Origin of the sequence: Janthinobacterium sp. UMAB-56 (assembly GCF_900095265.1) — a bacterium.
Classification (GTDB): domain Bacteria; phylum Pseudomonadota; class Gammaproteobacteria; order Burkholderiales; family Burkholderiaceae_D; genus Janthinobacterium.
Map to the genome: position 1 here is coordinate 57956 of NZ_LT607656.1, position 14526 is coordinate 72481.

12 protein-coding genes are annotated in these 14526 nt (G+C 61.8%); 6 read left to right on the forward strand and 6 right to left on the reverse strand.

Annotated features, from left to right (window positions below; translation table 11 throughout):
- Nucleotides 1-201: 201 nt before the first annotated feature.
- The 3 genes from K0F85_RS13115 to def all read right to left on the reverse strand — a co-directional run bounded on the left by K0F85_RS13115 (nt 202) and on the right by def (nt 2297).
- Nucleotides 202-636: a LysR substrate-binding domain-containing protein gene (locus K0F85_RS13115; protein WP_257572748.1), complete on the reverse strand. Its 435-nt coding sequence runs from the start codon at nt 634-636 to the stop codon at nt 202-204.
- A gap of 55 nt (nt 637-691) precedes the next feature.
- Nucleotides 692-1648, reverse strand: a complete 957-nt coding sequence (gene fmt / locus K0F85_RS13120; protein WP_219116457.1) for a methionyl-tRNA formyltransferase — start codon at nt 1646-1648, stop codon at nt 692-694.
- Between the two features lie 106 nt (nt 1649-1754).
- Nucleotides 1755-2297, reverse strand: a complete 543-nt coding sequence (def, locus tag K0F85_RS13125) for a peptide deformylase (RefSeq protein WP_219116458.1) — start codon at nt 2295-2297, stop codon at nt 1755-1757.
- A 307-nt stretch (nt 2298-2604) separates the two neighbouring features.
- Here def and dprA point away from each other — a divergent pair, with 307 nt between their 5' ends.
- The 3 genes from dprA to K0F85_RS13140 all read left to right on the forward strand — a co-directional run bounded on the left by dprA (nt 2605) and on the right by K0F85_RS13140 (nt 7239).
- Nucleotides 2605-3708 (forward strand): DNA-processing protein DprA, encoded by a 1104-nt coding sequence (gene dprA / locus K0F85_RS13130; protein ID WP_219116459.1) that lies wholly within the window; start codon nt 2605-2607, stop codon nt 3706-3708.
- Between the two features lie 94 nt (nt 3709-3802).
- A complete protein-coding gene (locus K0F85_RS13135) occupies nt 3803-4267 on the forward strand; it encodes a DUF494 family protein (protein ID WP_219116460.1) in 465 nt (154 codons plus the stop codon).
- 293 nt (nt 4268-4560) lie between these two features.
- Complete coding sequence (locus tag K0F85_RS13140) at nt 4561-7239, forward strand: DNA topoisomerase III (protein WP_219116461.1); 2679 nt, start codon at nt 4561-4563, stop codon at nt 7237-7239.
- Nucleotides 7240-7318: 79 nt separating this feature from the next.
- On the opposite strand, the gene K0F85_RS13145 is transcribed toward K0F85_RS13140, so the two are convergent.
- The 3 genes from K0F85_RS13145 to K0F85_RS13155 all read right to left on the reverse strand — a co-directional run bounded on the left by K0F85_RS13145 (nt 7319) and on the right by K0F85_RS13155 (nt 11035).
- Nucleotides 7319-8056 carry a hypothetical protein gene (locus K0F85_RS13145; RefSeq protein WP_219116462.1) on the reverse strand — a complete coding sequence of 246 codons (738 nt, stop codon included), beginning with the start codon at nt 8054-8056 and terminating at the stop codon, nt 7319-7321.
- 73 nt (nt 8057-8129) lie between these two features.
- The gene (locus K0F85_RS13150) at nt 8130-9554 is read right to left on the reverse strand and encodes an alkaline phosphatase (protein ID WP_219116463.1); all 1425 of its coding nucleotides are present in this window, start codon (nt 9552-9554) and stop codon (nt 8130-8132) included.
- Nucleotides 9555-9583: 29 nt separating this feature from the next.
- Complete coding sequence (locus tag K0F85_RS13155; RefSeq protein ID WP_219116464.1) at nt 9584-11035, reverse strand: alkaline phosphatase; 1452 nt, start codon at nt 11033-11035, stop codon at nt 9584-9586.
- Between the two features lie 294 nt (nt 11036-11329).
- Between K0F85_RS13155 and K0F85_RS13160 the strand changes: the two genes are divergently transcribed.
- From K0F85_RS13160 to K0F85_RS13170, 3 genes are all read left to right on the forward strand, one after another.
- The gene (locus K0F85_RS13160) at nt 11330-12199 is read left to right on the forward strand and encodes an MBL fold metallo-hydrolase (protein WP_219116465.1); all 870 of its coding nucleotides are present in this window, start codon (nt 11330-11332) and stop codon (nt 12197-12199) included.
- Between the two features lie 20 nt (nt 12200-12219).
- Nucleotides 12220-12876, forward strand: coding sequence for a DsbA family protein (locus tag K0F85_RS13165; protein ID WP_219116466.1), 657 nt, complete (start codon nt 12220-12222; stop codon nt 12874-12876).
- Nucleotides 12877-12969: 93 nt separating this feature from the next.
- Nucleotides 12970-14433, forward strand: coding sequence for a catalase (locus K0F85_RS13170; protein WP_219116467.1), 1464 nt, complete (start codon nt 12970-12972; stop codon nt 14431-14433).
- Nucleotides 14434-14526 lie beyond the last annotated feature (93 nt).

Genomic DNA, 14526 nt, shown 5'->3' on the forward strand with positions numbered 1-14526 from the left:
TGCACAGATCCTGTGTCGGGCGGGGGCTGCTATTGTCACCGTCGCCTGCCTGGAATGGGACTCTATCCACTTGCGTAGCATCCCATGCCCATCCTGAACCTGCGTTTGTCCACCGCGCCCGATGCGCGCCAGGTGGCCTGGGACTATGGCGGCTTGACGCAGCGGTTCCGCGCCGTGCGCAAGGCGCTGCAGCAGCCGTGATCAGTCCCAGCGGCAATTCTCGTAGCGCCGGACGGCAAAATCGGCGAAGGCCCTGACCTTGGGCGACAGCTGGCGAATCAATTGTGCTGCGCCAGTTCTTGCGACGTGGCCGGATGGCCATGGCGGGCCAGGCAGGCGGGCGAGGCGCAGTGCCACGCCGAAGCCATCGTCGATCAGACCGACGACGCGGTCGTTGCAGACGAGGTTGATGTGGATGTGCGGGTAGAGGCGGCTGAAGTCGTGCAGCCAGGAGGCCAGTTCCAGGGTGCCAAAGGCCATCGGCGCATTGATGCGCAGCTTGCCGGACGGCTGCGCCTGGTGCCTGGCGACGGCGCGGTCGGCCGCATCGAGCGCGTCGGGAATGTCGCGGCTGGCCAGATAGTATTCCTGGCCGGCGGCCGTCAGGGCGAAGCGGCGCGTCGTGCGATGGAGCAACTGGGCGCCCAGCTGGTCCAGGGGGCGCTTGCTGCCGGGCTAGTGGGAGTGAGAATTAAACGAAGCGCTTGCCTTCAAGGGGGAATCCCTTGATGAATTCGGCTGCAGGAAGGCGCTTGCCGCCCGGTTTTTGCAGTTCCGTCAGGCGCAGGGAACCATCGCCGCAGGCCACCACGATGCCGTGCTGGGCGTCGGCCGCCAGCACCTGGCCCGGCGCTTCCTTGCTGTCCGCTTCGAGTACCTCGGCGGCCCAGATCTTGATGGTGGTGCCATCAACCTGGCCACAGGCGCCGGGAAACGGATTGAAGGCGCGGATTTTGAGGCCCAGTTCCAGCGCCGGCAGGCTGAAATCGAGCGCCGCTTCTTCCTTGGCGATCTTTGCCGCGTAGCTGACGCCCGCTTCCGGCTGAGGCACGGCTTCGAGCGGCTGCTGCTGCATCTTGCGTAGTGTCTCGACGATCATCTTGCCACCCAGGGTGGCCAGCTTGTCGTGCAGGGTGGCGGTGGAATCGCCCGCTTCGATGGGCGTGCGCTCGATGGCCAGCATGGGGCCCGTATCGAGGCCTTCTTCCATCTGCATGATGGTCACGCCTGTTTCATCGTCACCGGCTTCGATGGCGCGGTGGATGGGCGCTGCGCCACGCCAGCGCGGCAGCAATGAACCGTGGATATTGATGCAGGGTTTGAGGTCGAGCGTGCTGCGCGGCAAAATCAAGCCGTAGGCCGCCACCACCATCACGTCGTAGTCCGTTGCCAGCAGGCGTTCGTGGGCCGCTGTTGCCTCGGCGGCGCGCTGCGGGTCCTTGCTGTCCATGCGCAGCGACAAGGGCTGCAGCACCTCGATGCCGTGCTGCAGTGCATATTGCTTGACGGCCGAGGCGTGCATCTGCATGCCGCGTCCGGCCGGGCGGTCGGGCTGGGTCAGTACCAGCGCAATCTCGAAGCCCGCTTCGTGCAAGTCTTTCAGGGCCGTGGCGGCGAATTCAGGCGTGCCTGCGAAGATCACTTTCATATGCTTCCTTGACGTGAGGTGCGCAGGCCTGCGCCGGAGGCGCCAGGCTGGCATGGTGTGACGGTCAGTCTATCAGCAGTTTTGAAAAGCAGCTGATATGGTGTGCTTAGAAACGGCGATTTTGCGCGCGCAAGCTCGCTTCGCGCTCGAGACCACGGACTTCCTTGATCATCTTGGTCTTGATACGGTTGCGTTTGAGTGGCGACAGGTATTCGACGAATACCTTGCCCAGCAGATGATCCATCTCATGCTGGATGCAGACGGCCAGCAAGCCATCGGCTTCCAGCTCGAACTGCTTGCCATGGCGGTCCAGGGAGCGCACCTTGATGCGGGCCGGACGCTCGACGCCATCGTAGACGCCAGGCACGGACAAGCAGCCTTCATCGTAGACCTGCTTTTCTTCGCTGGCCCAGGTGATTTCCGGGTTGATGAACACTTGCAGCTGGTTTTTCTCTTCGGTGGTGTCGATCACCATCATCTGGATATGCTCGTCCACTTGCGACGCGGCCAGGCCGACGCCTGGGGCCTCGTACATGGTTTCGGCCATGTCGTCGATCAGGGTTTGCAGGCGCGCGTCAAATTCGGTGACAGGCTTGGCGATCGTGTGCAGGCGCGGATCGGGGTAACGCAGGATATTTAATATGGACATACGGATTCGACTGGTTAAGGTGGGCGCCGGTGCGCCTGATTATTCATGCCTGGGCCATGCGGACGATGGCAGGGCTATTTTATGTTGGGTACGCTACGCTTGGGCACCTATGGCGCAACGGCGCGGCAGATGCGTTTGCCAGTGCGTCGATTAGTCTGATGCAAAGGGAAATTTTATCACAGACGCCCATGTTCCTGTGCGTGACGGGCCGTTTTGCACGGCCATTGCATGCTTCCTTGCGCGCGTCGGTATCGCCTGCGCGCCATCGCGCCTAACATGGGATGGCACAGTACACAGTGAGGTTGTCATGCATGCAATTACCACGACGGCAGACACGGCGACGGAACTGGCAGGCTGGCTGCGCCTGCAGCATTTGCCCGGCGTAGGGCCGGTGGCGGCGCGCGCCTTGCTGGCCCGCTTCGGCTTGCCGCCGCACATTTTCGCCACGCCGTTCGAGGCCTTGCGCGAAGTGGTGTCGGCCAGCGTGGCGCGCGCCATTATGCAGCCGCCCAAGCCGCTGGCCAACAGCCAGCTGGACCTTACCCTGCAGTGGCTGCAGCGGCCCGGCAATGCCGTGCTGACCCTGGCCGATGCCGCATATCCGCCCCTGCTACTGGAAATCGCCGATCCGCCGCTCTTGTTATATGTGCGGGGGCGGGCGGAACTGCTGTCGCGTCCCGGCCTGGCCATCATCGGCAGCCGCAATGCCAGTGCGCAAGGCATGCAGAATGCGGCCGCTTTCGCACAAGCGCTCAGCATGGCGGGCTTGAGCATCATTTCCGGGCTGGCGCTGGGCATCGACACGCACGCGCACGAGGGCGGCTTGCGCGGCGCGGGCGCCACCATCGCCGTGATCGGCACGGGCGCCGATCTGGTGTATCCACGCCGCAACCTTGCGCTGGCGCAAAGAATCGCCGAGCAAGGCTGCATCGTCAGCGAGTATGCGCTGGGCTTGCCGGCCATGCCCGGTAACTTTCCACGTCGCAACCGCTTGATCAGCGGCCTGGCGCGCGGCGTGCTGGTGATCGAGGCGGCCGCGCAATCGGGTTCCCTGATCACGGCGCGCCTGGCCGGCGAGCAGGGGCGCGACGTGTATGCCTTGCCCGGCTCCATCCATTCGACCTTGGCCAAGGGTTGCCATGCGCTCATCAAGCAGGGCGCCAAGCTGGTCGAGTCGGCCGACGACGTGCTGCAGGAGCTGCAATGGCTGGGTGGCGCGCCCATGCTGCCGCCCGTGGTGGAAGACGAGACGCCGCTGCTGGCCGCGCTGGGCCACGATCCTCTCGATGCCGATACCCTGGCCGCGCGCAGCGGCCTGGCCATGGGCACGCTGATGGGCGAATTGCTGGCGCTGGAGCTGGCGGGCCGGGTGGGGCGCTTGCCGGGAGGACTGTTTCAACGCTGCAAATGACAGCTTGTCACTTGTGTGGCGGCCTTGCCGCACGGGGGCGCTTTGTCCGTGCACACCCTTGTGTCGCAGCGAACTTAGCTGATAGAGTAGAGCCATGTTCGATATCCTGGTGTACCTCTACGAGACTTACTATCGCCCCGATGCCTGCCCCGAGCCGGCAGTCCTGGCGCGCAAACTGTCGGCCGTCGGTTTCGACGACGTGGAGATTTCCGAAGCGCTCGTCTGGCTGACGGATTTGAACGCCATGGCCGGCGTCGAGCAAATTCTGACGGCCAGTTCCACGGGCACGCGCTTCTACGTGCAGCAGGAAAGCGAGGTGCTGGGCGCGGCCGCCATCGGTTTCATCCAGTTCCTGGAAAGCGCCAAGGTGCTCTCGCCGCTGCAGCGCGAAATCGTCATCGAACGGGCGCTGGCGCTCGACGAGGCCCCCGTTTCGCTGGGCAAGCTGAAAGTCATCGTGCTGATGCTGCTGTGGAGCCAGGGCAAGGAACCGGATGCCCTGATGTTCGACGACTTATTTGTCGACGATGAAGACCTGCCTCCCCGCCTGCTACACTAATATAGAGCGCTGGCTGGCTGCCACTGCAGCCGTTGGCCCGATCCTGGCGCCGCTGCCGCGCCATCCCCTTTAATATGTACTGCACCCGCGCGCACGCTAGCCCAATGTGTTTGCGCCTGCGCATTCTTGCTTGCAGATAACTTGCCGAATTCTTCAATAGGCGCTTATCATTGGCCGCTTGACAAGACCACAAGTCACCAGGCCTTGCGCAGACAAAAGCGTCGGCGCCTGGCAATGCACTGTATGATGCGCATGCTGAAACTATCCTAGAGCATTTTTCGAGACTAAAAAATATGACAAAAACCCTCATCATCGCCGAGAAGCCTTCTGTCGCGAACGATATCGCGAAGACGCTTGGCGGCTTCACCAAGCACGATGAGTACTTTGAATCGGATGAATACGTCCTGTCGTCGGCGGTTGGCCACTTGCTGGAGATTGCCGTACCGGAAGAATTCGACGTGAAGCGCGGCAAATGGAGTTTCGCGCACTTGCCGATGATTCCACCGTATTTCGCGCTGAACCCGATCGCCAAGACGGAAGCGCGCCTCAAAGTATTAAACAAGCTGATCAAACGTAAAGATGTAAGCACCCTCATTAACGCATGCGATGCGGGGCGCGAAGGCGAGCTGATTTTCCGCCTCATCGCGCAAAACGCGAAAGCCAAGCAACCGGTCAAGCGCCTGTGGCTGCAGTCGATGACGCCGGGCGCCATCCGCGACGGTTTCTCGCACCTGCGCAGCGACGAAGAAATGCTGCCGCTGGCGGATGCGGCCCGCTGCCGCTCGGAAGCCGATTGGTTGATCGGTATCAATGGCACGCGTGCCATGACGGCCTTTAATTCGAAAGAGGGCGGTTTTTATTTGACCACCGTCGGCCGCGTGCAAACGCCAACTTTGTCCATCGTGGTCGAACGCGAAGACAAGATCAAGAAATTCGTGCCGCGCGACTTCTGGGAAGTGCGCGCCGAATTCGTCTGCGCGGCCGGTATCTATGAAGGCCGCTGGCTCGACACGAAGTTCAAGAAGGACGAGAACGATCCCGAGAAGCGCGCCGAGCGCCTGTGGAGCAAGACGGCTGCCGACTCGATCGCCACCGCCTGCCGCGGCCGTCAAGGCATCGTCACGGAAGAATCGAAGCCGACCACCTCGATGGCGCCTGGCCTGTTCGACCTGACCAGCTTGCAGCGCGAAGCAAACTCGCGTTTCGGCTTCTCGGCCAAGAACACCCTGGGCCTGGCCCAGGCGCTGTACGAAAAGCACAAGGTGCTGACGTATCCGCGTACCGATTCGCGCCACTTGCCGGAAGACTACATGCCGACCGTGCTGCAGGCGCTGGAAACGGTCAAGGACAACAGCAACTACCACCAGTTTGCCAAGCAGATCATCGACAAGGGCTGGGTCAAGCCGAACAAGCGCATCTTCGACAATACCAAGATCTCGGATCACTTCGCGATCATCCCGACGACGATCGCGCCGAAAAACCTGTCCGAGCCGGAACAGAAGTTGTACGACCTCGTCACGCGCCGCTTCATGGCCGTGTTCTTCCCGCCTGCGGAATTCCAGGTCACCACGCGCTACACGGAAGTGTCCGGCCATCAGTTCAAGACTGAAGGCAAGGTCATGACCAATCCGGGCTGGCTGGCCATCTACGGCAAGGAAGCGTCGACGGACGCCGACAAGGAAAGCAATGGCAACGGCAACCTGGTGCCAGTCGCCAAGGGCGAGAACGTGCAGACGGAAAGCGTCAACGCCAACGGCCTGGTCACCAAGCCGCCTGCGCGCTTCACGGAGGCGACCTTGCTGTCGGCCATGGAAGGCGCTGGCAAGCTGATCGACGACGACGAGCTGCGCGATGCGATGGCCGGCAAGGGCCTCGGCACGCCAGCCACACGCGCGGCCACCATCGAGGGCTTGCTGACGGAGCGCTATTTGATCCGCGAAGGCCGCGAATTGATTCCGACGGCCAAGGCGTCGCAGCTGATGACTTTGCTCAAGGGCCTGGGCGTCAATGAATTGACGGCGCCAGAGTTGACGGGCGAGTGGGAATACAAGCTGTCGCAGATGGAAAAAGGCAAGATTTCGCGCGAAGAATTCATGCGTGAAATTGCGCAGATGACGCAAATCATCGTCAAGCGCGCCAAGGAATACGACAACGACACGATTCCCGGCGACTACGCCACCCTGGCAACGCCATGCCCGAATTGTGGCGGCGTGGTGAAGGAAAACTATCGCCGTTTCGCCTGCACCAAGTGCGAATTCTCGATGAGCAAGACGCCGGGTTCGCGCCAGTTCGAAATCGCCGAAGTGGAGCAATTGCTGAAGGAGCGCACCATCGGCCCGCTGCAAGGCTTCCGCTCGAAGATGGGGCGTCCGTTCGCCGCCATCTTGCGCATCGTGCGCGATGAAGAGATCAAGAATTCCAAGCTGGAATTCGATTTCGGCCAGAACGACGAGAGCGAAGATGGCGAAGGCGTCGACTTCACGGGCCAGACGCCCGTCGGCCCTTGCCCCAAGTGCAACGCCGGCGTGTATGAAATGGGCCTGGCCTATGTGTGCGAGCACAGCGTGGCCAAGCCGAAGACCTGCGATTTCCGCAGCGGACGCATCATCTTGCAGCAGGAAATCTTGCCGGAACAAATGGCGAAACTGCTCAACGATGGCAAGACGGACTTGTTGCCGGGCTTTGTTTCGCAGCGTACCCGTCGCCCGTTCAAGGCCTTCCTCGTGCGCGGCAAGGATGGCAAGGTGAGCTTCGAGTTTGAAGAGCGCAAGGCCAAGCCGGGCGCCAAGACGGTAGCCAAGACGAAGGCGGCAGCGACCGAGGTCGAAGGAGAAGAGGGCGCGGCGCCGGCGAAGAAAACGGCCGTCAAGAAAGCGGCAGCCGTCAAAAAGGCGCCGGTCAAGAAGGCGACGGCCGTGAAAAAGCCGGCCGCCAAGAAGGCGCCGGCGAAGAAAGCGGCAGCGGCGGAGTAGTCCGGCGCCAAGCAGAAAAAAGCCAGGGATCGCTCCCTGGCTTTTTTACATCCGATGTGACCGGGTGCTAGCCTGGTGCTTAGTCCAGGTAGTCGGAATACTCGCGCTGTGCGTAGTTCTGCAGGTTGGCCCACGGTTGCGCCTTGCTGACGCTCGGCTGCAGCTTGACGTCGACCCGGCGATAGAAGGTATTGGCGCGGTCGCCGCTTTCGATAATCAAGGGAATCTGCTTTTGCTCATCCCACAAGATGCGCTGGAACACGCCCTTCTTTTCCACTTCGCGCCAGCGTGCGCCCGTCACGTTCGATGCCTGTTTCGATAAAGGCATGGCGGCCACCAGCTTCGGGTCCAGCAGATAAAAACTGTTTTCCCAGGAACCGTCGAAATTGACGTTTTCGTACTCGGCCTTGGGAATCGACACGACGATCTTGTCATGTGCGTCGATGTATTCCACGCGCACGGTATTTTTTTCCAGCGTCACATGGCGGGGAATCAGCACGGGATTGAAGTGTTTGTGTTCATGCTGCGTGGCCGCTGTCGAGGTTTTCAACGCGACCTTCTTGTTCTCGCCATGGCTGTGGCCAGCATGCGCGTCCGTCGATGGCGCCAGCACGCGCTCGACCCACACGTGGCCGGGGCGGCGCAGCATCTTTTCTTCGTAGCGGCTCTCGCGCGTCACGCCTTCCGGCGTCAGCACGCGGCTGTAATAGGTGATGCCCAGGTCCAGGTCGACGGGCGCGGGAGGCGTGGCAGGAGCGGCCTGGGCGCTGGCGGCAAAGCCGGCGGCCAGGAGGATGGCGATCAGGGACGATTTCATGGTGTTGCCTTTACGTGCAGAGGGGCGGAGGGCATTGCCGTCCGCCCCGGTGGGGTTACCGCGTTGATGTGGATCAGAAGCCGAAGGCCGCCTTCAGCAAGTCAAACACCTTGGTGTTGTCCAGGGTGCCCTTGAAGGTCTTGGCGCCGGCGCCCGTGGCCAGCAGCTTGACGTCGCCGCCGCCGTGGGTTTCACTGGCCAGGCGCACGCCTGTTTCTTGCAGGTAGTTGTCTTTCAGGGCCGTGGCACTGTCGACGTTGCTGCGCAGGTCAGGGCGATTCGGGCCATTGCCGAACACCAGGGTGGTGTAGGTATTGCCATCGGCATCCTTGCTTGGCTGGTTATCCTTGTAGCCGCGATTGATGTCGAGGATAGGATTGCCACGCTTGCCATAACCGTTGAAGGCCAGCGTGTGGTCATGGTCGGCCGTGACGACGATCAGGGTATTTTCCAGCTTCGGATCGGTTTCCTTGATCTTGCCGATGGCAGCCTTGATGGCGTCGTCGAAAGCGATGGTATCGGTCAGCGCGCGCTTGGCGTTGATACCGTGCAAGGCGTGGTCGATGCGGCCGCCTTCGACCATCAGGAAGTAGCCGTTCGCATTTTTCGACAGCAAGTCGATGGCTTTCAGCGTCATTTCCGACAGGCTAGGCTGGGTCGCGCCTTCGCCCAGTGGCGGCGTGGCCGTGCGGTCCAGTTCATATTGCAGGTGGCTGCGGGTGCTGTACAGGCCGATGAACTTCTTGCCGCTCGGCGCTGCCGCCATTTCATCTTTCGTCGCGGCCACGGTGTAGCCCTTGGCGGCAAATTCCGTCAGCAGGTTGCGGCCATCGGCGCGGCCATACTTGTTGCTTGCCGACCAAGGCGTGAAGTGGTTGCGGCCGCCACCCATCAGCACGTCGACGCCATCGCCCAGGGCCGCGTTGTAGCCCGCGCCGCCTGGCGCCGTTTGCGCGGCGATCGCGTATTGCGCATTGCGGTTGCAGATGTGCGAGAAAGTCGTCGCCGGCGTGGCGTGGGTCAGTTCCGTGGTGGTGATGGCACCCACGGCCTTGCCCTTGGCTTTCGCCAGTTCCAGGATGGTCGGCACGCTCTTGCCGCCGGCCGGGCAGTTGTCCACGCCCAGGTTGCCGTTGGCGTCGCGGCCCGGTTCCGTGGCGACGGTGTCCTGCGCCATCGAGATGACTTCATTGTTCATCTTGACGCCGGTCATGTAGGCAGCCATCGATGGTGCGCTGTCCGTCGTTTGCGCATCGTTCGAGAACGTCTTGATGCGCGCCGTGCGCTCCAGCGTGTCCATGGTCAGGCTGCCATCTTCCTTGTACTGGTAGATGCGCGCCGCCGTCACGACGGAGGGGCCCATGCCGTCGCCGAGGAAGAAGATGACGTTCTTGGCGTCGGCGGCGTAGGCGCTGGCAACGCTGGCGGCCACGAGCGTGGTCAGCAAGGAGAGTTTCAGGGCCGATTTCAGTGCGGCGGGTTTCGATGCAAGTTTCATGTGCTTGTCCAGTTCTTGTCTCTTGTGGATTACAGACCGCCGGCGGTCTTGACCAGGCCGAATACTTTGGTGTTGTCGATGGTGCCCAGGAAGGTTTCCGAACCCTTGCCGATGGCGCCCAGGAAGACGTCGGTGCCGCCATGGGTTTCATTGCCGGCCGTGGTGCGGATTACCGCTTCCTGGTGGTAGGTGTTGGCGCTGGTGACGGTTTCATCGAGGCTGGCCATGGCAGCGCGACTCGATTGGGTACGGTTTTCGCCATTGCCGAAGCCGATGATCGAATACGGTGCGCCGTCCAGGTCTTTCTCGACCGCGCCGGTGACGTAGTTCTTCACCACGCCCAGCACGCCAGGGTTGCCTGCAGCCGTCTTGCCCGTGCGCTTGGCGTAGCCGTTCAGCACCAGGGTGTGGTCATGGTCGGCCGTGACGACGATCAGGGTATTGGCCAGGGTCGGATCGGTCAGCTTGGCTTTCTCGATGGCGGCCTTGATGGCGTTATCGAACGCGACGGTATCTTGCAGCGCTTTCTTGGCCGTGGTTTCGTGCAGTGCATGGTCGATGCGACCGCCTTCGACCATCAGGAAATAACCCTTCTTGTTCTTGGCCAGGACGTCCATGGCCTTGGTGGTCATTTCCGCCAGGCTAGGTTCCTTGGCTGCATCGCGGTCCAGGTCATAGCTCATGTGGCTGGAAGTGAACACGCCGAACAGGCGGTCCGTCTTGGCCGCATCGACGGCCTTGAAGTCGGCGCCCGTGTTGGCCACCGTGTAGCTCTTCGCTTTCAGTTCGGCCAGCAGGTCGCGGCCGTCGGAACGCTTGCCGCCATCCTTGAACGGTTTGAAGAATTGCGCGCCGCCACCGAGGACCACGTCCAGGCCGGTGGTGCCCAGCGCGCTGTTGTAACCCGTGCCGCCTGGTACCAGGGCCGCAGCGATATCGTTTTCCAGGTCGCGGTGGCAGATGTGCGCATAGGTCGTGGCCGGCGTGGCGTGCGTCACGCGCGCCGTGCTGACGACGCCAGCGGCAAAGCCCTTGGCCTTGGCCAGTTCCAGCAAGGTGGTGGCGGGCGTGCCGTTGCCGGTGCCGCATTTGTTGACCAGTTTGTTGCCGTTCGCATCCGTGCCCGGATCGATGGCGACCGTGTTGGCCGACATCGAGATGACTTCATTGTTCATCTTCACGCCGGTCATGTAGGCGGCCATCGATGGCGCGCTGTCCGTCACTTGCGCGTCGTTCGAGAACGTTTTGACGAAGGCCGTTTCCGGCAGCGTGTCCATGGTCAGCGCACCCTCTTCGCCCACCGAGTAGATGCGTGCGGCCGTCATGGTGGTCAGGCCCATGCCATCGCCGAGGAAGAAGATGACGTTTTTCGGTGGTGCTTCGGGCGCCACGTCTTCTTTTTTGGCGTCGCTGCCGCAGGCGGCCAGCATCAGGGTGATGGCGACGCTGCAGCCAGCGACGGAAATTTTTCTGCGTGTCATGTGGTTCATCCGGCTAGGTTTGAAAGAGCTAGCAAGATAACAATCCAATGTGACACCCTCATGACGCTGTGACATGTTTTGCGACGGCGCCATGCCTTTGCCGGTGGTGTGGCTTTCGCGCACGTCCTCGCTGGAAAAATACACCGTGGCGTGCTTGCCGGCGTTTGATGGCAGCGATGATTCCATCAAGGATTGCATCGAATCAAGCAACAAACTATTGCGCTTTATCGGGTTTTTCTACCGAATAAAGCAACGTAAGATGCAGTCATTCCAATCATTTTGTGAAGGCACATCATGTTCTCCAAATCTATCAGCAGCGTTCTTGTCTCCACCCTGTTTGCCGCCGGCGCCGCCTCGGCCGCCGCCAGCGCCCCCTTGACCCTGGAAGTATTCAATCCGGGCGAAGCGGCTATTTTCCCGGTCGCTTCCGTGCTGGTCGCTGGCAAGCATGACGCCGTGCTGATCGATGCGCAGTTTTCGCGCGCGGAAGCGCAAAAGCTGGTGGAGAAGATCCGCGCCAGCGGCAAGAAACTGACGACCGTCTATATCAGCCACAGCGATCCCGATTTTTACTTTGGCCTCGACGTGATCAAGGCTGCTTTCCCGCAGGCGAAAATCGTCGCCACTTCGGCAACCGTCGCGGAAATCCGCCGCAAGGCTGACGCCAAGGTCGCCTACTGGGGCCCGATCCTGAAAGATAATGCGCCGCACAGCATCGTCATTCCCGAAGCGTTGAAGGGCAAGCGCATCACCCTGGAAGGCCAGTCGCTGGACATCGCCGGCCCGACGCCAGCGCGCACCTATGTGTGGATTCCGTCGATCAAGGCCGTCGTCGGCGGCGTGGTGCTGTTTGGCAACTTGCACGTCTGGACGGCCGATACGCAAAGCCTGCAATCGCGCCAGGACTGGCTCAAGACACTGGACGGCATCGCCGCCCTGAAACCTGTCACTGTCGTGCCCGGCCACTTCAAGGTCGGTTCCAGCATGACGCCGGACAGCATCGCTTTTACGCGCGACTATCTGGTGACGTTTGAAGCGGAGACGGCCAAGGCCGCCAATTCAGCGGCCCTGATCGAAGCCATGAAAACGCGCTATCCGAAGCTGGGCCTCGATGGCGCCCTGGAGACGAGCGCCAAGGTGGCCAAAGGTGAAATGCAATGGTAAGCGGCAACAGGCAGGTCGCCATGCCCACACTGCACTACATTTTCGACCCGCTGTGCGGCTGGTGCTACGGCGCCGCGCCGCTGGTCGAGGCGGCGCGCGCCGTGCCCGGCCTGGCGGTGGCGTTTCACGGCGGCGGCATGATGACGGGCAGCAATCGCCGCCAGATCACGCCTGAATGGCGCGGCTATGTGCTGCCGCATGACCGGCGCATCGAGCAATTGTCCGGCCAGCCCTTCGGCGACGCCTACGTGAATGGCTTGCTGAACGATACCACGGCCATGATGGATTCCGAACCGCCGATCACGGCCATCCTGGCCGCGCAAGCATTGGCTGGCAAGGGCCTGGACATGCTGCAGCGCGTGCAGCGCGCCCATTACGTGGACGGCTTGCGCATTGCCGACCTGCCCGTGCTGCTGGCGCTGGCGCAAGAACTGGACATGGATGGGGCGGCATTCCAGGCCGGGTATGCGCGGCAGGCGGGCGTTGCGACGCAGCAGCACATCGATGCCAGCCGTGCCTTGCTGGCGCAGGTGGGCGGGCAGGGCTTTCCCACGTTCGTGCTCGACGATGGCAACGGCAAGCTGTCCGTGATCGATATCGGCGGCTTCCTGGGCCAGCCGGCGAAGTTGCAGGCACAGCTGGGTGGCGTGTGCGATGCCCGTGGTTGCGCATTGTAAATATCTATCGACTCGATAAAATCAATTGTCTTTTCCTTTGTTGTTGACCTCGTTACACTAGTACCATCAGTCAACAACGAAGGAAAAGCAGCCATGAGCCAACAGCCGCCACTCAGTACCGCTTCGGGCATTCCCGTCGCCGACAACCAGAATTCCATCAGCGCCGGCCCCCGTGGCCCCTTGCTGTTGCAAGACTTTCACCTGATCGAAAAACTCCAGCATTTCAATCGCGAGCGTATCCCTGAGCGCGTGGTGCACGCAAAAGGCTCTGGCGCCTATGGCACTTTTACCGTCACGCACGACATCTCGCCTTACACCAAGGCCAGGCTGTTCAGTGAAGTGGGCAAGCAGACGGCGACCTTCGCCCGTTTCTCCACCGTGGGGGGCGAACGCGGCAGTGCCGATACTGAACGCGACCCGCGCGGCTTCGCCGTGCGCTTCTATACGGAAGAAGGCAATTGGGATTTGGTCGGCAACAATACGCCGATGTTCTTCATCAAGGACCCGATCAAGTTTCCCGATTTTATCCACACGCAAAAACGCGATCCGCAAAGCAATCTGAAATCGGCCGAAATGATGTTCGACTTCTGGAGCCATGCGCCAGAAAGCCTGCACCAGGTCACCATGCTGTTCTCGGACCGCGGCACGCCGGATGGCTACCGCCACATGGATGGCTTCGGCAGCCATACGTATAGCTTGATCAATGCCGATGGCCAGCGCGTGTACGTGAAATGGCATTTCAAGACACGCCAGGGCATCAAGAATTTGCCTGCCGCAGAAGCGGGCCGCCTGGCCGGTGCCGATCCCGACTACGCCCAGCGCGACCTGTTCGGCGCGATCGAACGCGGCGATTTCCCGCAGTGGGAAGTCAAGCTGCAGGTGGCGACGCAGGAGCAATTGGATGCATGGGAACAGCGCACGGGCTGGAACCCGTTCGACCTGACGAAAGTGTGGCCGCATGCCGACTTCCCGCTGCTGCCTGTGGGTATTTTTGAGCTGAACCGCAACCCCGACAATTACCACGCGGAAGTCGAACAGGCGGCGTTTTCGCCGGCCAACGCCGTGCCGGGCATGGGCTATTCGCCGGACAAGATGCTGCAAGGCCGCTTGTTCGCCTACCACGACGCCCAACTGTACCGGGTCGGCACCAACCACCAGCACTTGCCCGTGAATGCGGCCCGCTGTCCCTTCCATCACCAGCAGCGCGACGGTGGCATGGCCATCAACAATGGCGGTGCGGCGCCCAACTATGCGAACGTGTCGGCGGCAGGCAGCGCGCCGCAGGGGCTGGGCCACGGCGAGGGCGCACTGGCGCTCGATGGCGGCGCGGCGCGCTACGACGGGCGCGGCATGGAAGATGACTTTACGCAGGCCGGCAATCTGTTCCGCCTGATGTCCGACCAGGCGAAGCAGAACCTGTTCGACAACCTGGCGGGTCCCTTGAGCCAGGTGCGGCCGGAAACCCTGCAGCGTCAGCTGAGCCACTTCGACCGGGCCGATGCCGCGTATGGCGCCGGTGTGAGGGCCGCCCTGCAGGCGCGTGGCGTGACCCTGTAAGCGTGTATCGCAGGCGGAACAGCCTAGTTCCGCCTGTTGTTGATACAGCACAAATTAGAGCTTGATACTAAATATTGCCGTATGGACATATTT

Excerpts from the sequence above, each read along its gene's own strand:
- K0F85_RS13145 (WP_219116462.1), bottom strand. The coding sequence starts at position 8,056 with ATGAAATCGTCCCTGATCGCCATCCTCCTGGCCGCCGGCTTTGCCGCC.
- K0F85_RS13135 (WP_219116460.1), top strand. The coding sequence starts at position 3,803 with ATGTTCGATATCCTGGTGTACCTCTACGAGACTTACTATCGCCCCGAT.
- K0F85_RS13150 (WP_219116463.1), bottom strand. The coding sequence starts at position 9,554 with ATGAAACTTGCATCGAAACCCGCCGCACTGAAATCGGCCCTGAAACTC.
- dprA (WP_219116459.1), top strand. The coding sequence starts at position 2,605 with ATGCATGCAATTACCACGACGGCAGACACGGCGACGGAACTGGCAGGC.
- K0F85_RS13160 (WP_219116465.1), top strand. The coding sequence starts at position 11,330 with ATGTTCTCCAAATCTATCAGCAGCGTTCTTGTCTCCACCCTGTTTGCC.
- K0F85_RS13170 (WP_219116467.1), top strand. The coding sequence starts at position 12,970 with ATGAGCCAACAGCCGCCACTCAGTACCGCTTCGGGCATTCCCGTCGCC.
- fmt (WP_219116457.1), bottom strand. The coding sequence starts at position 1,648 with ATGAAAGTGATCTTCGCAGGCACGCCTGAATTCGCCGCCACGGCCCTG.
- K0F85_RS13155 (WP_219116464.1), bottom strand. The coding sequence starts at position 11,035 with ATGACACGCAGAAAAATTTCCGTCGCTGGCTGCAGCGTCGCCATCACC.
- K0F85_RS13165 (WP_219116466.1), top strand. The coding sequence starts at position 12,220 with ATGCCCACACTGCACTACATTTTCGACCCGCTGTGCGGCTGGTGCTAC.
- K0F85_RS13140 (WP_219116461.1), top strand. The coding sequence starts at position 4,561 with ATGACAAAAACCCTCATCATCGCCGAGAAGCCTTCTGTCGCGAACGAT.
- def (WP_219116458.1), bottom strand. The coding sequence starts at position 2,297 with ATGTCCATATTAAATATCCTGCGTTACCCCGATCCGCGCCTGCACACG.